Source organism: Magnetococcus marinus MC-1 (genome assembly GCF_000014865.1).
Lineage (GTDB): Bacteria > Pseudomonadota > Magnetococcia > Magnetococcales > Magnetococcaceae > Magnetococcus > Magnetococcus marinus.
Genome location: NC_008576.1, coordinates 2,197,290 through 2,221,559, shown reverse-complemented (window position 1 = coordinate 2,221,559; position 24,270 = coordinate 2,197,290). Strand labels below are relative to the sequence as shown.

General features: G+C 53.0%; 19 protein-coding genes. 7 read left to right on the top strand and 12 right to left on the bottom strand.

Annotation, left to right across the window (positions count from 1 at the left end; all coding sequences use genetic code 11):
- Positions 1-173 precede the first annotated feature (173 nt).
- Positions 174-2,318: a sensor domain-containing protein gene (locus tag MMC1_RS09155; protein ID WP_011713447.1), complete on the top strand. Its 2,145-nt coding sequence runs from the start codon at positions 174-176 to the stop codon at positions 2,316-2,318.
- Positions 2,319-2,429: 111 nt separating this feature from the next.
- Here the strand turns inward: MMC1_RS09155 and MMC1_RS19935 are convergent, their stop codons facing one another.
- Positions 2,430-4,010 carry a transporter substrate-binding domain-containing protein gene (locus tag MMC1_RS19935; RefSeq protein WP_160162689.1) on the bottom strand — a complete coding sequence of 527 codons (1,581 nt, stop codon included), beginning with the start codon at positions 4,008-4,010 and terminating at the stop codon, positions 2,430-2,432.
- A 662-nt stretch (positions 4,011-4,672) separates the two neighbouring features.
- Between MMC1_RS19935 and MMC1_RS09145 the strand changes: the two genes are divergently transcribed.
- From MMC1_RS09145 to MMC1_RS09115, 6 genes are all read left to right on the top strand, one after another.
- A complete protein-coding gene (locus MMC1_RS09145) occupies positions 4,673-6,517 on the top strand; it encodes a GNAT family N-acetyltransferase (protein WP_011713445.1) in 1,845 nt (614 codons plus the stop codon).
- A gap of 371 nt (positions 6,518-6,888) precedes the next feature.
- Positions 6,889-7,230: an IS66 family insertion sequence element accessory protein TnpA gene (gene tnpA, locus MMC1_RS09135; RefSeq protein ID WP_011712018.1), complete on the top strand. Its 342-nt coding sequence runs from the start codon at positions 6,889-6,891 to the stop codon at positions 7,228-7,230.
- Positions 7,230-7,589 (top strand): IS66 family insertion sequence element accessory protein TnpB, encoded by a 360-nt coding sequence (tnpB, locus tag MMC1_RS09130; RefSeq protein WP_011712019.1) that lies wholly within the window; start codon positions 7,230-7,232, stop codon positions 7,587-7,589. Before tnpA ends, tnpB begins: the two co-directional genes overlap by 1 nt.
- Before the next feature lie 35 nt (positions 7,590-7,624).
- Positions 7,625-9,205, top strand: coding sequence for an IS66 family transposase (gene tnpC, locus MMC1_RS09125; protein ID WP_011712020.1), 1,581 nt, complete (start codon positions 7,625-7,627; stop codon positions 9,203-9,205).
- Positions 9,206-9,285: 80 nt separating this feature from the next.
- Positions 9,286-11,901, top strand: a complete 2,616-nt coding sequence (locus tag MMC1_RS09120; RefSeq protein WP_011713444.1) for a HAMP domain-containing methyl-accepting chemotaxis protein — start codon at positions 9,286-9,288, stop codon at positions 11,899-11,901.
- Positions 11,902-12,184: 283 nt separating this feature from the next.
- Complete coding sequence (locus MMC1_RS09115; protein ID WP_011713443.1) at positions 12,185-12,490, top strand: STAS domain-containing protein; 306 nt, start codon at positions 12,185-12,187, stop codon at positions 12,488-12,490.
- A 34-nt stretch (positions 12,491-12,524) separates the two neighbouring features.
- Here MMC1_RS09115 and MMC1_RS09110 read toward each other — a convergent pair whose 3' ends face one another.
- The 11 genes from MMC1_RS09110 to MMC1_RS09060 all read right to left on the bottom strand — a co-directional run bounded on the left by MMC1_RS09110 (position 12,525) and on the right by MMC1_RS09060 (position 23,991).
- Positions 12,525-13,373 (bottom strand): alpha/beta hydrolase, encoded by an 849-nt coding sequence (locus MMC1_RS09110; RefSeq protein WP_011713442.1) that lies wholly within the window; start codon positions 13,371-13,373, stop codon positions 12,525-12,527.
- A gap of 76 nt (positions 13,374-13,449) precedes the next feature.
- Positions 13,450-13,863: an NUDIX hydrolase gene (locus MMC1_RS09105; protein ID WP_011713441.1), complete on the bottom strand. Its 414-nt coding sequence runs from the start codon at positions 13,861-13,863 to the stop codon at positions 13,450-13,452.
- A 128-nt stretch (positions 13,864-13,991) separates the two neighbouring features.
- Positions 13,992-15,188, bottom strand: coding sequence for a nickel pincer cofactor biosynthesis protein LarC (larC, locus tag MMC1_RS09100; RefSeq protein WP_011713440.1), 1,197 nt, complete (start codon positions 15,186-15,188; stop codon positions 13,992-13,994).
- Between the two features lie 10 nt (positions 15,189-15,198).
- A complete protein-coding gene (locus MMC1_RS09095; RefSeq protein ID WP_160162688.1) occupies positions 15,199-15,981 on the bottom strand; it encodes a CbiQ family ECF transporter T component in 783 nt (260 codons plus the stop codon).
- A complete protein-coding gene (locus MMC1_RS09090) occupies positions 15,950-17,605 on the bottom strand; it encodes a type IV pilus assembly protein FimV (RefSeq protein WP_011713438.1) in 1,656 nt (551 codons plus the stop codon). Before MMC1_RS09090 ends, MMC1_RS09095 begins: the two co-directional genes overlap by 32 nt.
- A gap of 152 nt (positions 17,606-17,757) precedes the next feature.
- Complete coding sequence (locus MMC1_RS09085; RefSeq protein ID WP_011713437.1) at positions 17,758-18,777, bottom strand: aspartate-semialdehyde dehydrogenase; 1,020 nt, start codon at positions 18,775-18,777, stop codon at positions 17,758-17,760.
- A gap of 117 nt (positions 18,778-18,894) precedes the next feature.
- Positions 18,895-19,974, bottom strand: a complete 1,080-nt coding sequence (gene leuB / locus MMC1_RS09080) for a 3-isopropylmalate dehydrogenase (RefSeq protein WP_011713436.1) — start codon at positions 19,972-19,974, stop codon at positions 18,895-18,897.
- A 55-nt stretch (positions 19,975-20,029) separates the two neighbouring features.
- Positions 20,030-20,671: a 3-isopropylmalate dehydratase small subunit gene (leuD, locus tag MMC1_RS09075; RefSeq protein ID WP_011713435.1), complete on the bottom strand. Its 642-nt coding sequence runs from the start codon at positions 20,669-20,671 to the stop codon at positions 20,030-20,032.
- A 49-nt stretch (positions 20,672-20,720) separates the two neighbouring features.
- Positions 20,721-22,124, bottom strand: a complete 1,404-nt coding sequence (leuC, locus tag MMC1_RS09070; protein ID WP_011713434.1) for a 3-isopropylmalate dehydratase large subunit — start codon at positions 22,122-22,124, stop codon at positions 20,721-20,723.
- A gap of 251 nt (positions 22,125-22,375) precedes the next feature.
- Positions 22,376-23,044 carry an HAD family hydrolase gene (locus MMC1_RS09065; RefSeq protein ID WP_011713433.1) on the bottom strand — a complete coding sequence of 223 codons (669 nt, stop codon included), beginning with the start codon at positions 23,042-23,044 and terminating at the stop codon, positions 22,376-22,378.
- Positions 23,041-23,991, bottom strand: coding sequence for an RluA family pseudouridine synthase (locus MMC1_RS09060; RefSeq protein ID WP_049757648.1), 951 nt, complete (start codon positions 23,989-23,991; stop codon positions 23,041-23,043). The genes MMC1_RS09065 and MMC1_RS09060 overlap by 4 nt, the downstream gene beginning before the upstream one ends.
- Between the last annotated feature and the right edge of the window lie 279 nt (positions 23,992-24,270).

Genomic DNA, 24,270 nt, shown 5'->3' with positions numbered 1-24,270 from the left:
TCAAGGGTGCATAGCATCACAGAGCAGTTTATACTGGCGTGTATTTTACAGGAGGCAACCTGCGCCATCTTAAGGCGTCGCACACCCTTAGAGATGTGGACGCTCGTTTCGTTGTGCTATAAACCCGCTGTCCGATCAATGATGATGGCTTATTGGATTGGAAATCCTGATTTATGAAAACCCCTTCCAAACAGATGCTACTGCCGGCGCATTTTCCCAACCAATGGATACCCGTGGCCATTGTTGGGGTGGATAAGCATGGCACCCTCTGTTTTTATAACAGCCGAGCCCACACTTTGCTGCAATTGCCAGAAGAGTGCAGTGGGCTCGACTTGAAAATAGAGGATTTTTTTCATGATTTGGATTCGAGCCGCCCTGATTTTGGCATGGCCGACGAGTTTATCTCTCGTCAACCAACCGCACCGTTGGTGCGGTTTACCTTGGTCCATCCCTATGATGCCCCCAACAAGCCTGTTTCGGTCGAGGCCTATTTTTTACTTATGACCCATGGGGATGATGCTGGGCAATTATGGATCGCCTTTCACTCCATGGAAGAGACCCGCCGACTTCAGGAGCGTTTGGAAAATACCGAAGCGCTACTTGCCCAGTCTAAAGACCAATTAACGTACTACGCTCGACTGGTGACAACCCTCTACGACAATACCCAAGAAGGGGTGTTGTTGCTGGATGATCAAGGCACGGTTCAAGCGGTTAATAATGCCTATACCATTATTAGTGGCTACCACTGGGAGGAGTTGCTCGGTAAAAGCGTCTGTCTATGCCACGGCGGCCTTTGTGAAGAGAGCAATGCTGAACTCCAAACAATCCTCAGTCATACCCGCTGTGATGGTAGTTGGGAAGTGCAGTGGCAAAATAGCCGCCGCAATGGTGAATTTTATCTGGAGCAGATTCGTGTCACCATGATCGAGGATCTTAACGGGACCCCACAAAGTTATGTGGTGGTGGTGCGTGATTTAAGCTATCAAGATAGCAGCATTAAAGGGGCACGCACCGCCAGTCATGAGGATGCTTTGACAGGCCTACCCAACCGGTCCCTGTTTGCCGACCGTTTGGAGCAGGTTTTAACCCACGCCAAACGCAGTGGTGAAAAGGTCGCGGTTATCCTGTTGGGGTTGGATGGTTTTCGTAAAATCAATGACTCCTTAGGGCACCAGATAGGGGATCAAATTCTCACCATCATGGCCCAAAGATTTCAAACCAATCTACGTGGTGGCGATACGGTTGCCCGGATGGGCAGTGATGAATTTGGCTTTATTGCCCGTGATTTGATCTCAACGCAATCCATTTTATCGGTGTTGGGAAAAATCAAGCGTACCTTGTCGGCCCCCATTAAGATTGCGGATTCTGAGTTGGTTTTTACCGCAGGCATCGGCATAAGCGTTACCCCAGACGACAGTCTCGAAACCGATACCTTAATCCGCTATGCCGATGCCGCTTTGGGTCGCGCCAAGGCGGGTGGTGGCAATATATTTACCTTTTTTACACAAACCATGGAGCAAAACGCCTCTAAGCGGCTACACCTTGAGGGGCGCCTACGTAAAGCCATTGAACAGGAAGAGCTAACTTTATTTTATCAAGCCAAAATAAGCTGCGAAGATTCCCCTAAAATTTCAGGCTTTGAAGCCCTGGTTCGCTGGATAACCCCCGAAGGCGATATTATCTCTCCCGGAGATTTTATCCCCATCGCCGAAGAGACAGGATTAATTATCCCGTTAGGTAGTTGGGTGATTGATCGAACCTGTCGGGATATTGCCCATCTTCAGGCCCTGGGATTTCCCCCCGTTGTGGTTTCGGCCAATTTATCCCCCCGCCAATTTGTGCAAGATGGGTTGCTGCAAGTAGTGCAACAGGCTCTCGTGCAGCACGGCATTGATCCCTGCTGGCTAGAGTTAGAGATTACAGAAAGCTCTGTCATGGGCAGCGTGGACCAAGCGACCGAGCTGCTTAAATCACTGGTTGCGCTGGGGGTGCATATTGCCCTGGACGATTTTGGTACAGGCTACTCATCATTGGCTTATTTAAAACGATTCCCCTTTCACACCCTCAAGGTGGATCGGGCTTTTGTGCAGACCGTGGAGAAGGACCGGGCGGATCAGGCCATTTTACAAGCCATTGTATCCCTGGCGCGTAATTTAGAGCTTCAAGTGGTTGCCGAAGGGGTGGAAAACGAAGGGCAGCGTGATTTTATTACCCAAGCGGGCTGTCATTCCATTCAAGGCTTTTATTACAGTAAACCCCTGCCTCTATCGGAAGTTATGGAAAAGTGGGCTACCTTAAGTCAAGGTCCCATGCGCTAAGCAACTGCTTGGCCGCCTCCCCCTAACAGAACAGCCACGGAGCACTTGCTCATGGGAACGTCACCTCTTTGATCCTGGGGTTAATGCCCCTCCCCCAATCAAGCGCATGATTCATAAAGGCGCTCTGTGATCTTGATCACTCAATGCATAGGTGGGTGGTAGAGGTAGCGTAACCGTAATGGTGGTGCCCTGCTCTTCCGAGGTCTGCATGGCAATATTGCCCCCTAGGGTTTCGCTAATCAGGCGGGCGGAATAGGTGCCCAGACCACTACCATCGCTTTTGCCCGCAGTCACATATTTTTCAAAAAAACGGGATCGAATCTCCTCGGGCACGGCACCTGGGTTATGAATGCGAATAACAACTTGAGCCGCCTTCATGACCTTTACCGTGATAACTCCCGATTGTTGCTGGACCGCCTCGATGGCATTTTTTAACAGGTTGGCAAACATTGAGTAGGTTAACAGCTCTTCACCATAGATAAAAACCTGATCCAAATGAATATTTTTAGGCTCTACCTGGGTGACAATATCAACCCCTTTAGCGGCGGCCATACGGCCAAATTCCGAGATCAATTGCCGCATAATATAGCCGATGGGAACCTGTACCTTATTGACCCGGTACTCACCAATTTCCATCTTATAGAGATCCAAGGAGCGGTTTATCATCTCTAACATGCGATAACCGTTGGATTGAATGGTGTGCAGCATGGCGCGCTTTTCATCATCTAAAGTCGCATCCTCCAATAACACATCTGGCAAGCCAATGATGCTATTCAAGGGGCCTTTAAGATCATGCTTGGTGATCCGCTCCACGTTTTCGCGCAGCAAAACGGTCTCTTCCAACGCCTTATTACGCAAAGAGAGTTCATGCAGTGTTTGGTTGAGTTGCAGCCCTTTTTCAAGCAATTTTTTTTCGATGCTCAAACGATGGTTGATTTCTCGCCGTGACTGCCGCAACCAAAACACAATCAACATCGTAATGAGCAAAAAACCCACCACCACCTGCCACAGCAGGGCATAATCTCTACCGTGTTCAAAACGGGTCGCGGTCCAATTTTGGCGAATGTTGATGTGTTGCTGAGGTGTGATCGTTTTAACGGCTTTATCCAACACAGAAAGTAGCAAAGGCTCGCCCTTGCGCACACCAATCCCCATGCGACTCATATAATCGGTATGCCCAGAAATTTTTAGATTACTAATCTGACCCTCTTGAATGGTATTGACCAATACGAACAGCATACCCACCTGGGCAAATACCTCACCCCGAGAGACGCGGTTTAAGCCTTCGCGGACGGTGTCAACCTCCACAAGGGGGATTTCTGGATAGTCATGTTTAATATTTTCCGTATAAACATAACCCTTGGTGGTAGCCAGAGTATGCCCGCTTAGGTCGGATAAGCCATTGAGGTAGGTCACATCATTTCGCGTTACCAGAACAATGGGGGTCTCCATATAGGGCGTGGTAAAATCCAGAAAGGTACTGCGCTGCGGGGTTTTGTTCAGCAGAGAAAGTATTTCGCAGTTTCCTGTTTGAACGTGGCTCAAACTATCCATCCAGCTTTTGGTTGGCACAAGCTGGATGGGTACAGACAAGAGTTGGGCAATAACCTTCATGTAGTCCGCAGCCATCCCCACATGGCGCCCTTGTTCATCAATCATCTCATAGGGCATCCAATCGGGATCCACACACATACGGATCTCCCCCTTTGCCTTTAGATAGGCTTGCTCCTGCTCGGTTAGTTCTAAAAGGAAGCTGGGTTCTTTGAGCTTATTCTCAGCGACCGTGAATGGCGGGAACAACATCACGAAACAGAGCACGAGCAGGGTCACAACGATGTAAGCTTGCCCTGTGAAAGATCGGCTAGGAGCAGTAAAAAACATCTCTGTTAACATTCCTCATCAAGCAAAATCTTGCAGCAAAGAGATCATCGCAAGATCTAACGATACCACCAGCGAAATGACCAATAAATTGCCATTGCGTGTTTGTATGGTGCCACAAATGGGCTCCAATGAACAGTTGAGAAATTCTTGCTGTTTCGCGATGTTCCCCATCACCTGTGTAAACCGTTTGGGGTAACAATTTTATCTTATTGAACATGCATGGTTATTCAATTGATTTAACCAAAAAGCAGCCCCTTACACCCTGCTCTACTCATGACATTTTGGTGATATTTTGCGGGCTATATAATGGGCTGTCTATATTACGCTGAATGATCGTCCTTATTCAAATGGGTGCTCTGGACATTTTATCCCGCAGGGCGCATACAAGGGGGAACAGCGTGTGCTGTTGGTCCTTTTAACGTTGGGGCTATTCTGTGGCCCCGCCGTGGTAAAGTTTGGTAGGAGTATTGGTTATGGAAGTGGTGTCGGTGTTAGGCAAGCAGGAATGGAAACGGGTTCTTAAAGCAGGAGATAGGGTTTTCATTGGCTCCAACGCGGCCAGTCCGGTAGCCGTGGTCCAGCAGTTATTGGCCCATATTGATCTGTTTCATGATATTGAGTTAACACACATTTTAACCCTCGGCGAAACCCCTTGGGCAGAGGCCAAATATAAGAATCACTTGCGTCTTAATTCGCTCTTTTTGGGGCGCGGCCCTCGTGAAGCAGTGCAACACGGTTATGCGGACTACACCCCCTCGTTTCTTTCTGAGGTGCCTGCTCTGTTTGAAGAGGGTTTGCTACCGCTGGATGTGGCCATCATTCAGGTGACACCACCTGATGTAAACGGTTTTTGTTCCATGGGGGTCTCGGTGGATGTGGTCTCCAGCGCCGTGCGCCATGCGAAACATGTTATCGTCCAAATCAACGCCTTTATGCCCCGCACCTTTGGGGAGAGTTTTATCCACATTGATCAAATTGACTATGCGGTAGAGATCAACACACCCATTGTCGAACTGCCCGTGCAGGGTACCGATGAAGTGAGCCAACGTATTGGCCAATATGTCGCCATGCTGGTGAATGATGGCAGCTGTCTGCAACTGGGGGCAGGCCGAATCCCCAATGCCATTTTGAGCAGTTTAAGCAACCATAACGACCTTGGTTTGCATAGCGAAATGGTAAGCGATGGGGTTATTGAGCTACTCCAAAATGGCAACATTAATAACCGTTATAAAAAAATTCGCCGGGGCCGCAGTGTCACCTCATTCTGCGTGGGCACCAAACGCATCTACGACTATGTGGATGAAAATCCCCATTTCGAGTTTCTGCCTTCGGAGTATGTGAACAATCCCGCCATCATTGGTAAAAATGATCAAGTGGTGGCCATCAACAGCGCCATCGAAGTAGATCTCACCGGCCAAGTGGTATCCGATTCGGTAGGGCATCGCTTCTACAGCGGTATTGGTGGTCAGGTAGATTTTATTCGTGGTGCCAACCTAAGCCGGGGGGGACGTCCCATCATCGCGCTGCCCTCCACCACCAAGAGCGGCACGGTTTCTCGCATTGTACCCTTTATTGCAGAGGGTTCTGGGGTGGTTACCACGCGGGGGGATGTTCACTATGTGGTCACCGAATACGGCATTGCCTCGCTGCGGGGTAAGAGCATCCGTGAGCGTGCCCTGGAACTGATCCAAGTGGCCCATCCCGATTTTAGGGATTGGCTGTTGGAAAAGGTAAGAGAACACTTTTGGGTACCCACCTATCAACATAGCCACACCTCAACCCTGCAAGAGTTTGGCTCGGTGGAGATGGAGAAGATTACCCTCAATTGCCCTGGTCACTTTTTTATACGTCCCTTGCACCCTTCGGACGAGCGGCATCTGCAAGAGTTTTTCTATTCGCACACCCAAGAGACCAAACTGCTACGTTACCGTTATAATCCCGAGCAGATGTCCCGTGAAAAGGCCCACTCGCTGGTTAACGTGGATCAATCCAAAGATCCAGCCCTCTGTATTATCCGTAAAGAAGGGGTGTTTGAACAGATCGAGGCTGTCGGGCGCTATTACTATATTGAAGCCACCAACATGGGCGAGGTCGCCTTTGTGGTGCGCGAAAATATGCGCGGCCACGGTTTGGCGCGCACCCTAACCAAGCGACTCTTACAGATCGCCGCACAACGCAAGCTTACACGCATGGTGGCGTATGTGCGCCCAGAGAACACCCCTATGCTCAAGACATTGGAAAAGGTCAACTTTACCCGCATCCCTTCAGATGACCCCATGGAAGTGTGTATGGGTTACACCTTTCCCAGCGAGGATTAAATCTGCGGCGTACCATCTAGGCGATTGCCTTGGATGGTACGCCTTCGTACATAAACCCTTTTTGCCAAACCCGAGCAAAACAGGGTATCCAAGCGCGCATTTTTCCAAAAATATGCCTACCACGCCCTGACCGCACAAACTCTCTACAGAGCGTCCACACGTTTGTCACCCATAGCGGGAATGATAGCGCCAGTGTTAGGCAGGTGTGCATATAGCCCCTGCTGAACCCTTCCTCTATCCAGAATAGACACACCGCCATGAAAGAGCTTCGACCGCGCCTGTTCAAAAGTAAGCGCCCATTTATCCCCAGGGTTCAGTTTGATCTGAAGGTATGTCACGCTTTCTGAAATTCAAAATTTTAGGAGGCGAACATGGAAGACAAATCAATTGAGGCGTCTGTGCTGAGTGAGAAGCAGCGGTACTGGCTGGATCATTTACGCAGTTGTCGTTCTGAGGTCGGCACCATTAAGGAGTACGCTGAAGTCCATAAGCTGAGCCTTCCATCGTTGTATTTTTGGAAGCGCAAGCTGACGCAAATGGGTTTTCTGGAAGAGTCAGGATCAGGCAAGCGACGTTTTCAGCGATTGGAATTGAGTTCAAAGTCTTCAGCAGGGGTCTGCCGGATTCAGTTCCCAAATGGTATGACGGTGGAGTGGTCAGGGAATGGTGGCGAGAGCTTGCTCTCTGTCCTGCGATCTGTGGCAGCCTTGTGATGATGCGCCCATCGCCGGATATTTCTGTCGTCCATCTTTGTTTGGAGCCGGTGGATTTCAGGAAGGGGATCAACGGACTGGCTGCATTGGTGGAGGCAGAACTGGAGTTGAATCCCTTTGATGAGGCTCTGTTCGTGTTTCGCAATCGATCATTGGACAAGGTGAAAATCCTTTACTGGGAACGTAATGGCTTCTGCCTGTGGCAAAAGCGGCTGGAAAAGGACCGATTTCACTGGTTGCGCCAGGGAGGTGCCGCAGAAATCCAAATCACGGGGCGGCAGCTGAATTGGCTACTTGATGGCTACAACCTGGCGGCAATGAAGGGTCACAATAAACTGCATTTTTCTTCGATTGTATAGAGTGTTAAGGCGGTTTTTTTGGTATAATTTCGGCTATGAAAACGCTACCAAAGACACTCCCTGATGACCCTGCCGCTTTGCGGGAAATAATACTTTCCTTGCAGGCTGAAAATGTCCTTTTACAGGACAAAAGCAAGCGTATGGAGCATGAAGCCCAGCTTCTGAGGGAGAAGCTGAATATTCTCATTGCCAAGCGGTTTGGGCGTTCCAGTGAGAAGAGCGATCCCCGTCAGTTGGGTCTGTTCGATGAGGCAGAAGTGACGGCTGCCGAGGAACCTGAAGAGGATGCCGAAGAGATCCAGGTTCCTGCCCATAGCCGCAAAGTGAAGTCCAAAGGGCGCAAGCCATTGCCAGAGTGGCTACCCCGGGTGGATATCATTCATGAGTTGCCTGAGTCGGCATTGGTTTGTGGCCTGGATGGTCACCATTTGGTCGAGATTGGCCGTGAGACCAGCGAGCAACTGGATATTATTCCGGCCAAGGTGCAGGTATTGCGGCACATCCAGATCAAATATGGCTGTCCTCATTGCAAACAGGGCGTGAAGACGGCCCCTACACCCAAACGTCCCATTCCCAAGGCGTTGGCTACAGCTGCTCTATTGGCCCATGTGGCGGTATCCAAGTATGCCGATGGGTTACCGCTCTATCGACAGGGCGCCATTCTGACCCGTGCAGGGATTGATGTCTGTCGAACCACGCTGGCCAATTGGATGATCCAGTGCGGCCAACTGGTGCAGCCGTTGATCAATCTGATGCGGGACAAGATGCTGGATTACGATATCCTGCAGATGGATGAAACTACGATTCAAGTGCTTAAGGAAAAAGATAAAGTTGCAGCCAGCAACTCCTATATGTGGGTACAGCGAGGTGGTCCCCCGGGTAGTCCGGTGATTTTGTTTGATTACGATCCCACACGCGGTGCCGAGGTTCCGAAACGGCTGTTGGCGGGCTATAAAGGCTGGTTGCAAACGGATGGGTATGCAGGTTATCTGGGTGTGGGTGCGCAGGAAGATGTGATCCTGATGGGGTGTTTTGCGCATGCCCGTCGTCAATTCGACGAGGCGATCAAAGCGTTGGGAAAATCCAAAAAAGGCAAGATAGGCAAGGCTGGGCAGGCACTGTCGCTGATCCGGAAACTGTACGCTGTGGAAAAGGATCTGCGTGAGGAAGAGGCTACTCCAGAGCGACGTTACAAGGTGCGCCAGGAGCGTTCCCGCCCCATTATCGATGAGTTGAAAACCTGGCTGGAAGATAATCGAGCAGGGGTGTTACCGAAAAGCAAACTCGGCGAAGCGATGGGATATCTGACCAATCAGTGGTCCTCTCTGATTCGATATCTTGATGATGGACGCCTGGAAATTGACAACAACAGAGCCGAGAACGCCATTCGCCCCTTTGTGATTGGCAGGAAAAATTGGCTCTTCAGCAACTCTGTTCGAGGTGCAAAGGCCTCGGCAAACCTCTACAGTTTGATTGAAACGGCCAAAGCCAATGGTTGGGAGCCCTTCGTCTATCTCACAAAGGTCTTTGAGGGCCTCGCCACAGCGCAAACCGTGGATGAGTTCGACTTGTTGCTCCCGTGGAATTTGAAATCTGCTGCTGAACCGGCAGGGTAGTTGATGGGGATAAATGGGCGCTTACGTTCAAAAGGCGTGCTACGCCCCACGATAGCAACCAAATTTTGGGAAGAGGGGCCATGGTTACTGGCAGCAGTGGACACCGCAAACCCTCCATGCAGACCACCAACCAGCCCGCACCCAGGGCCCCACAGCCCATACCTGCTACGCGCAGCCCGCTTATCCGAGATGGCTTACTGCGGCCCATGCTTAATTTTCGCGTTGGTGAACGCTTGGGGGGTGGTTTTGCTTTAATTATTGTGGCTATGGCGGTGGTGGGCATGCTGGGCTACCGAGGGGTCGATCGCATGCAGTCCAACACCACCACGCTTATTGGTTCGCAAGGCGTGCTGGGCAATGCGCAACAGATGAAACTTGCGGTGGCCGCTCAGCGGGCCGGCGTACAGCGTCTGCTGGATCCCACCCTTTCACTGACGGAAATGACCATCCTAGAGCAGGCCAGCCAACACGCGGCTGAAAATTTTGTGGTACAAAGTCAATCGCTGTTGCGGGCCTGTGCGGTAGGGGGTGTGGTGCAAAATGTGGCGCTCCATGGCACCGCCCAAAAAGCCTCTGTTTTTTTTCAACAGGAGTATACTCCGGTCCTTCAGCAGATCTATCGCCAAGCGGCGCAACTGCACGCATTACGCATAAAACGTAAACAAGCTGCGGCAAAAGTGGATCACGCCTTTGCAGAAATTTTAACCCTCGCCGCCGCTTTTGAACAGGGCGCTATGCAGCGTCTGCAACAGCGTATCCAAGCAGACTATACCATGAAGGAACTGGCGGGTAAGGATAATGTCTGGACCCTGCTGGCCAACAAAATCAATACCCATTTAGCCAAGGCAGGCATCGCCATGCAGAAATATGGCAACAGCTTGACCCTTGCCGCACTCACCGAACATAAACAAAGCTATGAGCAGGAACGGAGCAAAGCCGCCCTTTATATTACCCAATTGTTGGACGGCAACTTTGAACCCAACAACCGGGTGATGTGGGTCGATGCCACCGAGCTACGCGAGATCATTGAAAAGGTGAACAAGCAGCTTACCGAGGTACTAAGCCAAGAAGCTGAAAACTTTATGCTAACCAGTCAACAACTCGCCAACCAGCAACAAGCCATGAAAAACTTGGCTACCCGTTCCAATACTTTGGGTGATGCCTTAGCAGCCCAAATAAACCAAACCGTTGCGCATGCCCTAACACTGGCTAAAAGCACCGCAGAGGGCTCTAGGACAATCGCTCAGGATGTCAAAAGTCTCTCGACCCATGTGATGATCATGGGCTTGTTGCTCGCAGCTGTGGCTGGTTTTATCATCACCCTCTCCATTATCCGCCCCCTGGGGCGTCTGCGTGATTTTGCCAACCGATTGGCCGCCGGCGAGCTCACCACGGTGCTGGATCTACAGGGACAGGATGAGATCTGCCACCTGGGCGAGGAGCTTAGCAGCATGGCCAACCAGTGGACCTCTGTGGTCACGGCCTTAAACGAGAGTGGCATTGCATTGATCGACGCTTCACAGTCGCTCAAAGAGCTCTCTGAACGGCTCTCCAGTGAGTCGGCAGCGGTCTCGCAACGCACCGACCGGGTGGCACAATCTTCTGAAGAGATGAGCGGCAATCTGCGCCAAATCACCACCAATATGGCGCTCTCATCTTCGGGTTTGCAACAGGTCTCTACCTCGGCAAACGATGCCACCCACAACCTAACCACTATCGCCGCCGCCGAAGAGCAGGCCAGCACCAACCTTATTCAAGTGGCTAAATCTCTATCCACCGCCACAGAGGCGATGCAGTCGATCCAAAACGCCTCGGAAAACAGCAATCAAACCATGCTCACGGTCACAGAGTCGGTGAACGCCATTACCAGCTCACTTAACGCTGTACATCTACGTTGTGAAGAGGCCTCAGATGAGTCCAGCAAGGCACGTCAAAGCGCCAGCAGCGCATCCCAGGTGATGGCCTCTCTACAACACTCCGCCGGCAGTGTGGTCAAAGTGGTTGACCTGATTAAAGAGATTGCCGACCGCACCGATATGCTGGCGCTGAACGCCTCCATCGAATCGGCCCGCGCGGGAGAAGCGGGATTAGGCTTTGGCGTGGTCGCCATGGAGGTTAAAGAGCTGGCTCGCCAAACCGCAGAAGCCACCCGTTCCATCAGCAACGATATCAACGCCATTCGCCAAGATGCCGAACGCGCCATTCATGCATCCAGTGAGGTGGTGGGGGCGATCAACCTGTTGGGTAAGGTGAATGAGGAGATACTTGATTCGGTGCGCGAGCAAAATAGTACCGCACAAGCCATCGCTATGGCCATGCAAGAGGCCGCGACCGAAAATACCGAAATCTCCACCAACGTGACCAAAACCTCCAACTGGATCTCCGATGTTAACCGCAATGTCGATGAGATCTCCGTGGGCATTGCCGAAGTCAGTCGATCTATCTCGGCGGTTTCAACCAACGTCGCCGAGGTTAACGAAAACGTCATGGTCGCCAGTCAGGGCAGTAGCGAGATGCGCACCCGTGTCTCAGACATTGCCACGGCCTCCAAAGCGGTTGCCGTCGCCATGGCAGAGATGGGGCAAGCCATCCGCAGCATTGATAATATGAGTGATACCCTAGATTCCCAGGCTGGCAATCTTAAAACCATGTCCCAGCAGGTAAAATCTTTACTCAGTCAGTTCAAAGTGGCATAACCCCACCCGTGCAAGGCCCAACAGCTTCGGTCATAATAGATCCTATTTTGTTGGGTCTTGCGCTCCCTAAGTATCCATTTTTTTTGTAACACTACCCTGCCCTACCAAGCAGTATTTTGACACGTTTACAAATGGTTATCTGTTATAAATGTATCAAATCAATCTTAATGTTAACACATCACCTTACCTGTTAACATTTCTTACGATAATGCCTTGCAATCTCCAGTGAAATATATAAGGATGAAACTATCCTAAAGCATACCCTTTGCGAAAGGCAGACACCATGTCAGTGCGGGTGGTACGAAATGGAACCATTGCCAATGTCTTTCTACGGGGTTATTTGAACCATACCCTGCTTGATCCCTTCTATGCAGCCATACAGCCCCACATGCAGGCCGAAAAAATCGTCATCTACATGCGCAGTATGGATGGCATGGATGCTACAGGTCTGGGTTTACTCGCCTCGCTACGGCAGCAATTTGGTCCTGACAAGCATATTGTACTGGTCGCCCCGCCCAAGCACGTGGCCAATTTGTTGACCAATCGCCAGCTCGACCGCTGCTTTACCTTAACCCCCACCGCCCAATAACGCCCATTAAGATCCCCCCCTGCTGATGCTTTTACTACGGCGTCTCTGCTTGCGTCGGCTTGCTGTTCGGATTTACACCAGCTAAGCGCCCCTCTAACCCACGCAAACCCGCTTCGAGTTGCTGGCGATTTTGCCTCACCCCGCCATCATGGGGACCCTGCGTAACCACCATGCTTTTTGGACCACGCGCTGCCCGATAGAGGGCACGACCATGGGCGATGGGTATGACCGCATCCTCTTGGCTATGCACAACCAATAAGGGCACCTGAAGCCGCGCGAGACGTTGCATATTGGGAAAGTAGACCTTGACCAACAGTCGGGTAGGCAACCAAGGATAAAGCTCCGCCGCACGGTCAGGGATGGAGGTAAAGGTGCCCTCTAGCACCAACCCTGCTACGGCTGCTTGCTCAGCCAACCAACAGGCCGGACCGCCCCCCAAGGAGTGACCAAACAGCACAATGCGCTGGGGGGCAATCTGCCGGGTTGCCGTCAGATATTCCCAAGCGGCGCGGGCATCGGCATAGAGCCCTACTTCACTGGGGCGCCCACTGCTTTTTCCATAGCCACGGTATTCCAACAGCAGCGTGCTGTAACCCATGTCGTGGAATAACTGGGCATAGTCGTCCAGATCACCAATGTTGGAGGCATTGCCGTGGAAAAAAAGTACCACTGGTTTAATAGGATCACCCTCAATAAACCAACTGGTCAGGGTCTCATTTCCACTCTGTAAGGTAACGGTTTCATAGGCGAGCCCCCAATCGGAGGGCAATGCACGCCAATCCCTAGGAGGCACAAACAGCTGCCGCTCCTGGGTTAGGTACATGTATAGGCAGATGCCCAGATAGAAAGAGAGTATGGTGCCGAGCCACAAACTCCAATGCATAGGGAGATTCCTCTGCGTTAAAGCGACAGATACCCGTAGCATAGAGTAAGATTAAGCATTTCACAAAGGGGGGTGATTAGAGCAGACGTTGACACAACTGCTCAAGGGCAGGGATAAAGCCAGGCTCATCAACCTCTTTAATGGCAAAATTTAGATCAACCCAGCGGCGTTTCCGAAAATCTTCCTGCCATTTATCCAACTGACTTTCAACGAACAGGGCGTAAACCTCAACCTCACACCCGCCCCGCCATTTTGTGGTTTCAAACACCCCTAGGGGTATGTTTTCCATATAGCCCGTCACGCCCGCTTCCTCCAACGCCTCTTTGGCGGCCGAGGTGGCGGCGTTTAGGTAGGGTTCCACCATGCCTTTGGGAAAAATCCAACGACGCCGGTGACGGGTGGTAATCATCAACACCTGCCAAACTCCCTTAGCATTTTGGCGTACTGGGATTGCGGCAGACTGTTTGTAGATTAACTTGGCAGGCGCCATATCCACGAATGCACCCCTTCACAGGTTTATTTAAGACAGGTGGTGCTAAGCTAATAACACAGGTTAGCCTGGGGGAAAAGCGGTAAAATGTGCGGCAATCAGGAGTTTGCTTACTGTTACTAATATTGTCACAAAGAGCTCGACAGTGCATGTTGCGGGTGATGCTCTGCAAGCCACTGCATTAACTGCCATTGGGCCATGGGCAGGCCCCAATCTTGCTGTTGGGCGATGCTCAGCAGGTCATCATGTTCAAGACGGGGCACTCCGGCGGCCCATTTAACCCGTAAAGCGCCCCAAGGTGTGGCATAATGGACCACTTCACGGGGTAGGACCCAGCGCTGCGCCGACTCTTGCCGAACCCCCAAAGTGGTGGTCTGGTTTAATAACAGCTGGGCGAGGGCTTGGCTCTGTGGAGGATGGCAAAGCAGCTCCAAGCGAGCCCCCATACGCCCCTTTTTCATCATGGTTGGGGTAATGCTCAGATCCAAGCCGCCCGCCTGTAATACGGCGTCAAACAGCGGCCCTTGCCACTGGGGATCCATATCATCAATGTGGGCCACCAGCACCGTCACCGCCTCTTGAACAAGCCCTTGTGCTGCACGCTGCTGCATGGCAAATAGGGTCAGACGGTTGGCCCGCCCGACACACTCACGGCTGCCCAATCCAGCCCCTTGGCGGTCGAACCTAGATAAGGGATTGGCGCCATAGTGCGGGGCCAAGTGGGCTAATATGGCGACACCCGTCGGGGTGGCCAACTCCCCTTCATCCATACCTTCAACGGGGCGCAGAGGAATGTCATGCTGTTGCAGCATATAAGCCACCGCTGGCACCGGTACCGCCATCGTACCATGGGCGCACCCGACTCGACCGCTACCCACCGCCAAGGGTGAGGCATAACACTTCTCAATATCAAGATGCTCCAGACACCACGCTGCCGCGCAAATATCCAAAATGGCATCCACCGCACCGACTTCATGAAAATGGACCTGCTCAATCCCAACCCCATGCACATGCGCCTCGGCCTGGGCTAGGAGGGTAAAGATCCTTTGCGCTCGCCGCTGTACCGCAGGGGATAATTGGCTCTGCTCAATGATCTTAAACAGGCTAGAAAGATGCCGATGATGATGCTCCGGGGGATAGTCAAAGCGAAGATGTTTACCCCGCAGACCGCCCCGCGTGGTCTCTTGCAGTTGCATCTGCCAAGGGGGCAGTTGCAAGGTTTGCAACGCCTGCACCAGAGCCTGTTGATCGGCCCCCAAGTCAATGCAGGCGGCCACAAACATATCCCCTGCAATACCGGCACTGAGATCCAAATAGATATCCATCCATGCTCCGTTAGACCAAAACAGCCAACAACAACACCAACACAGGCAGCGTCAACAGTCGCCACTCTTGCCCCCCCCAAGGGGCGGCCGTTCGAACAAAAAGGGGCAATTGTTGCGTATAACCGCGCACCATGAGCGCCTCTTCTTGGGCGGGCAGATCTTCTAAAATACGCCCCAATAACAGCTGCCCATGCAACATCCAACGGGCCAACCTACCGCTAACGGCCCCTTCACGCCGCTGTCGCAATTGCAGCGCCTGCTGCAACGCCTCACCCATCTCTGCCATGCGTGGTGCGGTGAGCAGGGTAAACCCCAGCAGGTTGACAAGCCGCCCCGCATAATGCTGCAACGGGCCGGTGTGGGGCACCAAGGCAGCTAAGCCGGCTAAAATGTGCATGGCTGGCGTGGTTAAAACAAACAGCAAGGCAAGACCGGCAAACAACAACAGACGTAACGCTTGGCTCACACCATGGACGACCCCTTCACCAGTAAGGGCCTCACCCAGCCAAGGCACCAGAGCATGCCCTGGTGTAAATAGACTATGCAGCAGCACGATCCCCACCAATAACCAGCGCATTCGCCACCACAACCGCCCCAACTGGGCCAGCGCGTGACGCTGCCACCACCACCCGAGCACCATGAGCAACAGTGCCGCAATCCATGCGGGATGCCAGATGGGCACCCCCATTACCGGCCCCAACAGCAGCAGCAGTGCCACCATCTTAGCCCCGGCTTGCGGCGCGGGTGGCACTGCCACCCCCTTACGACTTTTTGTCTGCGGGAAGCTCTTCATCCTCTTCCAGCTCTTCTTCCCAGATCGTCTCTTCCTCATCTTTACGATCTTGCATACGCATTGCCAACAGCATGCCACCAATCCCCGCGATCAGACCCATGAGTCCCGATAGAATCCACGGTAGCGCCTCATCCCACCACGATTCTGCCTCTTCCCCATCCCGCGCCACCGCGAGCTGCCGCTCCAAAGCTTGCACACGCTTTTGCAAGAGGGTCTCGCGATCGGTTACCAACGTCGAAGCCGGGGGCAACGCCTCGTCGGCGACCGGCTTGTTGGCCTCCCCTGTCAGCACCACCTGTTGCTCCACCACTTTGGGTGCAGCGCCCCCTTGCGTGGGTGTGTCCATCACCGACCCCGCTACCTTAGCAGCCTTGCTGCTGGACCCTACAGGCTCCAGCTCTGGAGGGTTGACCACGGGTTTAGGGGTGATATCCCCACGGTCAACCGCTTCAGGCCGTGCGGTGGGCAGCGTCTGTTGTTCCGGCTTAGGGGACTCCACCATGGCCCCAGGAGATTTTTTCAGCTTGGGTGCCACCTCCACGGGATGTTGGCCCCCATGGGGTTCTACCCCACGGGGGGGCATTTGAGCCTTGGGTTTGGTTTCTGGCTTAAACATGGGGTTAGCCAACGCCTTCACCCCTGCTGTGGGTGCAAATTGAGCCCCATCATGCGGCGGCACTGCTGGTTTGGCAGAGCCACTTGCGGCGGATGGTGTCTGGGTATGGGTAATGAGCACACCGTCACGTTTAAGAAGAGACTCCAACTCTGAAATGGAGACCACCGGGGCTTGCATGGGCTCCCTTAACCACAAACGGCGCTGCTGCTGGATCATCTTTTCACACTTCTCCAGGGGCAAACGCGACACTTCTTGAGGATCAGGCCAGCGCACCACCGCGCCATCCCGTAACCCCCCAAACATATTTTGCTGGTTAAACAGATCCCGATTGGCCAACCATACACCAACCTTGGCCCGCGCTTGGTCTAAAGCGGTTCCCCGGCGTAGCTGGTCAGCCAACCCGTTAATAACCCCCTCTTGCATCACCGTTGGTGTTATCTCCACCACCGGCTCAGGGGGGGCATCGGGAATAAACCCCGGGTGGCTGCCTAGGGTGGTTATGGTTTGCAGAGTGGGCGATGGCGCAACTTGACTCACCACCGAGGCGGCTCGGTTGGATACCAGCGGAGCTCGGAACTGGGGCTGGCGCTGGGGCACCAAGGTTGCCGGATCTAAGCCGTTAAGCTTAAGAGAGACATTAAAAGCATGATAGTGCATCACCCCATATTGATCTTGATAGTTGAGCAGTACCGGAAAAAGCGGTTCTTCCACCGCCACCCGCCCAAGAATGGTATAAAGGGCCAATGAGCCCTGCTTTTGTACCGTCACATCCGCTTGATGCACCACCAACGGCATATCCATGCCCAGCAGTTGCTGATAAGCACCACGATTGGCGATGCCCACCACCGGTGGCTCACCCCCCTGGCTATCTTGTACAGCAATCTCTAGGTGAAGGGGCTGCCCCATGCCACTGTAGAGCATCGCTTGGCTAAACTGCACCTGCGCATCCGCTTGGGGGATGAAACCAACAACGGCCATCCACACCACTGCTACCATTCGCTTGAACATGACCCACACCCTCTTCATCCTGAAAAAAGAGACTTCTCCTTCGAATCGTTTCGGACCCAACCGCACAACCCTTGAACATATTCGTAAAAAAAGCGCCCTTTTCAATCTTAAAAAGGGCGCTTTTCAAACATCCTCAACCAAATAATCGTCGATTATTTGAGATAATCCCGGATCAAAACTTCGGCAATCTGCACCGCATTGAGCGCCGCGCCTTTACGTAGGTTATCCGATACACACCAAAAGTTCAGGCAGTTTTCGTGGCTCTCATCTTCCCGAATGCGCGAGACATAGGTGGCATCCTTACCAGAAGCCTCCGCCGGGGTAATATAGTGACCCTGGGAAGGATCATCCACCACCACCACCCCATCCATCTTTTGCAGCGCCTCGCGGGCTTGAGCTGCCGTCACCTTATGCTTGGTCTGCACATTGACCGATTCCGAATGGCCATTAAACACCCCAACCCGCACACAGGTGGCGGTCACAGCAATGCTGGGATCCAGAATTTTTTTGGTCTCATTGACCATTTTCATCTCTTCTTTGGTGTAGCCATTCTCCAAGAAGAGATCAATCTGCGGGATCAAGTTAAAGGCGATCTCTTTGGGAAATTTTTTCGGCGGAACCTCAAGCGTCTCCACATATTTGGCGCGAGTCTGTTCAAACAGCTCATCCATGGCATCTTTACCCGCCCCGGAAACCGCTTGATAGGTACTTACCACCACACGCTCAATGGTCCCCAAATCATGAATGGGCTTGAGGGCCACCATCATCTGAATGGTGGAACAGTTGGGGTTGGCAATAATGCCCTTCTTTTTATACCCGCCAATGGCCTCGGGATTTACCTCCGGTACCACCAGGGGCACATCGGGATCCATGCGGAAAAACGAGGTGTTATCCACCACCACACAACCCGCCGCCGCTGCGCGGGGGGCATGGACTTTAGACACACTCGCACCTGGTGAAAAAAGGCCAATCTCTACCTTGGAAAAATCAAAATTTTCCAAGTTTTCTACCACCAACTCACCGCCCTTAAAGGGAATGGTGCTCCCCGCCGAGCGTTCAGAAGCCAGCGCATAGACTTTTCCAACAGGAAAGTTGCGCTCTTCTAAAATCTTGAGCATTTCGCGGCCCACATTGCCGCTGGCACCAACCACTGCCACATCATAGGTACGCATGGTACTTATCCTACTTCGATTAAAATGTGTATAGTCGCCCCATCGACAACCTGTCGGAGGCTCCGTTCCTCAAGTCCCACCACCAAGCCCTAGATAGAGCCAAACGGCAGACCTGTTTTAAGCATTATTCAATGCCGCCAGCACCGCATCGCCCATCTGGGCGGTGCCGACCTGGGTCATACCCGGCTGCATAATATCGGCGGTGCGTAAGCCTTGATCCAACACCGTAACCACCGCAGCCTCTACCCCATCGGCCAGTTGAGGTAGCTCCAGGGAATAACGCAGCATCATAGCCACCGACAGAATGGTCGCCAGAGGATTGGCGATGCCTTTGCCGGCAATATCCGGTGCCGAACCATGAATGGGCTCATACAGGGCAAATTGATCCCCCAGACTGGCCGACGGCAGCATGCCAATAGAACCCGTAAGCATGCTGGCCGCGTCAGAAAGAATGTCGCCAAACATATTGGTGGTCACAATCACATCAAATTGACGGGGATTGCGGATCAACTGCATGGCGGCATTATCCACATACATGTGGGAAAGCTCCACGTCAGCGTATTCACGTTTGTGCAGATCGCTCACCACTTCGCGCCACAGTTCGGTAGACTCCAACACATTGGCTTTATCCACACTACAGACCCGATTGCTGCGCTTGCGGGCGGCTTCAAAGGCTTTACGGGCGATGCGCTCAATCTCATCGGTGGTATAGACCAGGGTGTTAAAGCCCTTTTTGCGGCCATCGCCCAGATCTTCCACCCCCCGTGGCTGACCAAAGTAGATGCCCGAAGAGAGCTCCCGCACCACCATAATATCAATGCCGGCCACTACCTCTTTCTTGAGGGTCGAGGCATCCGCCAACTGGGGATAAACCGCCGCTGGACGCAGGTTGCAGTAAAGATCCAATGCTTTACGGATACCAAGCAAACCCTTTTCAGGGCGCACGCTAATGTCCAGCGGTTCCCATTTGGTGCCCCCCACCGCGCCCAACAGCACCGCTTGTGCCGCCTTGGCTTGGGTAATGGTCTCTGCGGGCAGAGGAGTACCTGTGGCATCATAGGCGGTACCCCCAATGAGCCCCTCTTCCAGGGTGATGTCCGCACCGTTTTGGATGGCCCAATTTAAAACCTTCACTGCCTCTGCGGTGATCTCCTGACCAATCCCATCACCAGGGAGCACCAAAACCTTCTTAGCCATTGTTCTCTATCGCCTTACACATAAGTAGGTGGTTGCGACCATGGGCCGCTAACAATCAATCCAAAAAGGCCCAGGGGGCTTGCCCCTTGTGCTTGGATTCATAAGCTTGAATATCTGCCACATGTTGCAAGGTCAGGCCAATATCATCCAAACCGTGAATCAGGCAGTGTTTACGAAAGGGATCTACCTCAAAAGCGATGCTGCGCCCCGATGGGGTGGTGATGCGCTGAGCGGGCAGATCCACGGTTAATTGGTAGCCAGGCTGTGCGGCTACCTCGGCAAACAGGCTATCCACCACCGAAGCCTCTTGCACAATAGGTAAGATACCGTTCTTAAAACAGTTGTTAAAAAAGATATCGGCAAAACTGGGGGCGATAATCACCCGAAAGCCAAAATCTTGTAACGCCCAAGGGGCGTGCTCACGGCTGGAGCCGCAGCCAAAATTATCCCGTGCCAGTAAAATACGGGCACCGGCATAACGGGGCAGATTGAGCACAAAATCCTTATTCAGGGGGCGCCCTTCATTGGATTTGCCCGGCTGCCCTTGATCCAGATAGCGCCACTCATCAAACAGATTGGGGCCAAAGCCAGAGCGCTTGATGGATTTTAAAAACTGCTTGGGGATGATGGCGTCGGTATCCACATTGGCGCGGTCCAAAGGGGCGACAATGGCGGTCACGGTATTAAAGGCTTCCATAGGGAACCTCGTCCTCTCTTATGGTTTGACCTCGGCAATGCCAGAGGCTTTAGCCGTTACGGATATCCACAAAGTGCCCAGCAATGGCCGCCGCCGCCGCCATGGCGGGACTGACCAGATGGGTACGACTGTCCTTACCCTGGCGCCCTTCAAAATTACGGTTGGAGGTCGAAGCACAACGCTCCCCAGGCTCCAGCACGTCATTGTTCATGGCCAAACACATGGAACAGCCGGGTTCGCGCCACTCAAAACCTGCCTCCATAAAAATCTTGTCCAGCCCCTCTTGCTCGGCCTGCTGCTTGACCAACCCCGTACCGGGTACCACCAATGCCAGCTTGATGCTTGCAGCCACCTTTTTACCCGCCACAGCCACCGCCGCCGCCCGTAAATCTTCAATACGGCTGTTGGTGCAAGAGCCAATAAAGACCTTATCCACCGCAATCTCTGTCATGGGGGTGCCCGCTTGCAGCCCCATATAGGCCAATGCCTTTTCCATCGCCCCGCGTTTGACCCCATTGGGTTCATCAGTCGGATTGGGCACACAACCATCCACAGGGGCTACCAACTCGGGCGAAGTGCCCCAAGTGACCTGGGGGGCGATGTTACGGGCATCCAGCGTGACCACCGCATCAAACGGCGCACCCTCATCGGATTTCAGCGTTTGCCACTGGGCGACCGCCTTCTCCCAGGCTTCCCCCTTGGGGGCGTAGGGGCGACCCTGCACATAAGCGATGGTTTTTTCGTCAACCGCTACCATGCCCGCCCGGGCCCCTGCCTCAATGGCCATATTACAGACCGTCATGCGCCCCTCCATGGAGAGCGCTTGAATGGCGCTACCGCCAAACTCCAGCACGTAACCGGTACCGCCTGCGGTACCAATGTTACCGATAATGTAAAGGATAATATCCTTGGCGGTACTGCCCGCAGGCAGTTCACCCTCTACCTGGATCAACATGGTTTTGGGCTTTTTTTGCATCAGGGTTTGGGTTGCCAACACATGCTCAACCTCAGAGGTACCAATGCCGAACGCCAAAGCACCAAAAGCGCCGTGAGTGGCGGTGTGGGAATCCCCGCACACCATGGTAAAGCCCGGTAGTGAGATACCCTGTTCAGGTGCCATCACATGGACCACCCCTTGGCGCAGATCCCCCACCCCAAACTCGGTAATGCCAAACGCCTGACAATTGCTTGCCAAAGTATCCACCTGCAACTTGGAGACGGGATCTTTAATCCCCCCCGCCAGATCCTTGGTGGGCACATTATGATCGGGTACCGCAAAGGTGGCCTCAGGATGCCGCACCTTGCGACCAGCTAGGCGTAGCCCTTCAAAAGCCTGGGGGCTGGTCACTTCGTGCACCAAATGGCGATCAATATAGATGAGACTGGTTCCATCCTCATCGGTACGAATAAGATGGGCATTCCAGATTTTTTCAAACAGAGTTTGGGCGCTCATGAGACTCCTCTACTTCCTACCCTTTGTGGACAGCCAAGCCTATGTGTGTCCAATTTTATGGGAACCTATCTATTTACGCCAAATGGTCCCATTTATCAAGAGCCCGCTGGCTTATCCGCGCCAAAAGTCAAGCCTTAGTGATACCGCAATGGTATGCGTTGTGCCCACACCATCGGGGCAGCCCACGGTAAAGCCGTTGAGTTCGTGCCCATATTTTTGATGCTTTAAAGACAAATCAAAACCTTGCACGCTTATCCTCGCACCGGTTTTAAGCTTAGCACCTGGGGAATTTCTGCAATCCAATGGGTCGGACGACAGCGCTCAAGCAGCTCCTGTGGATGACAACCCGATGGGAATGCACAGGTATCTACCCCAGCGGCGCGCCCCATATCCATATCAAAGGTGGTATCCCCCACCATCAGGGTTAACGCCGCGGGTATCAGGGTTGCATCCAAGATCTGCTGCACCATACCCGGATGGGGTTTAGAGGGGGCACAATCGGCGGTTTTAACCAGCGTAAAAAGCCCCTCTAAGTGATGTTCCGCAATGGTGCGCTGCATGCCCGCCATGGATTTACCGGTGGCCACCGCAAGGGTTACCCCTGCGCTCTTTAGTTGCTCCAAGGTCTCACGCACACCGGGAAACAGCGGGTGCTGGAGTAACTTATCATCGGCCATGGTGCGGTAGATACGCCGGTAGGCATCCACCACCTGTTGCCGTTGTTCAGCACTGGCCTCTGGCAACAGCGCCAGCGCCGCTTGATCCAGCGAGAGCCCTACAATGGCCCCCGCTTGAGCGTGGCTCACCGTGGGTAAACCGGCCTCCTCAAGGGCTAAATTCAACACCCTGGCTATTCCCCCCTGGCTATCGACCAGAGTGCCGTCACAATCAAAAATCACCAACGCATACTCGCTTGTCACGATCGCACCTCTTGCCGCTTTAAGCCTTCCAAGACCCGCGTCAATTCATCATCCAAAGGGGCTTGATAAGCGAGTTTCTGTTCATTTTCCGGATGCCGAAACGCTAGCTCAGAGGCATGTAAAAAGAGTCGTTTAAGGCCACGCTCCCGCATCCATTTGTTAAACGCCTTATCCCCATATTTGCCATCTCCGGCAACGGGGTGCCCCAACCACTGCATATGCACCCGTATCTGGTGGGTACGCCCTGTTTCCAGCTGTACTTCCAGCAGCGAAGCGACACCATAGCTGCGTAATACCCGATAGTGGGTAACCGCCCGTTGCCCCCCCTGCTCCACCACCACCATACGTTCACCGCCGCGCACATTGCCCTTACTCAAAGGCTGGTTAATCACCCCTTGCCGCGCTGCGGGCACCCCTTGTACCAGGGTTAAGTAGGTTTTTGTTACCTGATTTTCCCGCATCGCTTCGGTCAATAACCGCACAGCCCGAGGGCGCAGACCAAACAGCAACAGCCCGGAGGTCTCTTTATCCAAGCGGTGGCACAGTTCAGCCTGGGCCTCAATGCCCAGTTTTTCTAAGCTGGCCCGCACCGCATCGACCACCCCCCACTGGTGACCACTACCCCCATGTACCGGTATACCGGCAGGTTTGTTGAGCACTAAAATCCAGCCATCCCGATGCAGAGTTCTGGCTTCCACATCGGCTGATTGATGGAGAATTTTCTCCTTATTGGGGTGTTCCAACTCCTCGGCGGTGGGAGGGGTTACTGGTGGCAGTCGCACCCAATCCCCAAAGGCCAAACGCCGATCCCCCCGGGCGCGCCCCTTGTTAACCCGTACCTGACCGGTGCGCATTAAACGCTGGATCAGGGAAAATGGTACGCTGGGAAACTGGCTTTTTAAAAACTTGTCCAGTCGCGATCCAGCATACTCTTCGTCCACTTGCACAGTGCGGACAGCTGTTGGTTTCGAATTTTCCGGCACGGTTCGTTGCTTTTCTGGATAGAGGTACGTAGAATCATGGACCGAAAGCTTACCGAACCCGGGATGAAAAGTCCCTGTCAGAACGTACAGCCATGCAAAATGTACCTCTGTTTTTTCGGTATCTCTTTTGAATAATTCATTTTTTTTAATTTATTTTTTTATACTTTGCAGGCTGCTCAATCTTTATTAAGCCTGAAGTTGGTTTTTTTATGAATCAGTCAGTTTGGCGGTTGGCAAGCTTGC

Excerpts from the sequence above, each read along its gene's own strand:
- tnpB (WP_011712019.1), top strand. The coding sequence starts at position 7,230 with ATGATGCGCCCATCGCCGGATATTTCTGTCGTCCATCTTTGTTTGGAG.
- MMC1_RS09085 (WP_011713437.1), bottom strand. The coding sequence starts at position 18,777 with ATGCGTACCTATGATGTGGCAGTGGTTGGTGCCAGCGGCAATGTGGGC.
- leuB (WP_011713436.1), bottom strand. The coding sequence starts at position 19,974 with ATGGCTAAGAAGGTTTTGGTGCTCCCTGGTGATGGGATTGGTCAGGAG.
- tnpA (WP_011712018.1), top strand. The coding sequence starts at position 6,889 with ATGGAAGACAAATCAATTGAGGCGTCTGTGCTGAGTGAGAAGCAGCGG.
- tnpC (WP_011712020.1), top strand. The coding sequence starts at position 7,625 with ATGAAAACGCTACCAAAGACACTCCCTGATGACCCTGCCGCTTTGCGG.
- MMC1_RS19935 (WP_160162689.1), bottom strand. The coding sequence starts at position 4,010 with ATGTGTGTGGATCCCGATTGGATGCCCTATGAGATGATTGATGAACAA.
- MMC1_RS09155 (WP_011713447.1), top strand. The coding sequence starts at position 174 with ATGAAAACCCCTTCCAAACAGATGCTACTGCCGGCGCATTTTCCCAAC.
- MMC1_RS09115 (WP_011713443.1), top strand. The coding sequence starts at position 12,185 with ATGTCAGTGCGGGTGGTACGAAATGGAACCATTGCCAATGTCTTTCTA.
- MMC1_RS09120 (WP_011713444.1), top strand. The coding sequence starts at position 9,286 with ATGGTTACTGGCAGCAGTGGACACCGCAAACCCTCCATGCAGACCACC.
- MMC1_RS09110 (WP_011713442.1), bottom strand. The coding sequence starts at position 13,373 with ATGCATTGGAGTTTGTGGCTCGGCACCATACTCTCTTTCTATCTGGGC.
- MMC1_RS09105 (WP_011713441.1), bottom strand. The coding sequence starts at position 13,863 with ATGGCGCCTGCCAAGTTAATCTACAAACAGTCTGCCGCAATCCCAGTA.
- MMC1_RS09090 (WP_011713438.1), bottom strand. The coding sequence starts at position 17,605 with ATGTTCAAGCGAATGGTAGCAGTGGTGTGGATGGCCGTTGTTGGTTTC.
- leuC (WP_011713434.1), bottom strand. The coding sequence starts at position 22,124 with ATGAGCGCCCAAACTCTGTTTGAAAAAATCTGGAATGCCCATCTTATT.
- MMC1_RS09145 (WP_011713445.1), top strand. The coding sequence starts at position 4,673 with ATGGAAGTGGTGTCGGTGTTAGGCAAGCAGGAATGGAAACGGGTTCTT.
- larC (WP_011713440.1), bottom strand. The coding sequence starts at position 15,188 with ATGGATATCTATTTGGATCTCAGTGCCGGTATTGCAGGGGATATGTTT.
- MMC1_RS09095 (WP_160162688.1), bottom strand. The coding sequence starts at position 15,981 with ATGAAGAGCTTCCCGCAGACAAAAAGTCGTAAGGGGGTGGCAGTGCCA.
- leuD (WP_011713435.1), bottom strand. The coding sequence starts at position 20,671 with ATGGAAGCCTTTAATACCGTGACCGCCATTGTCGCCCCTTTGGACCGC.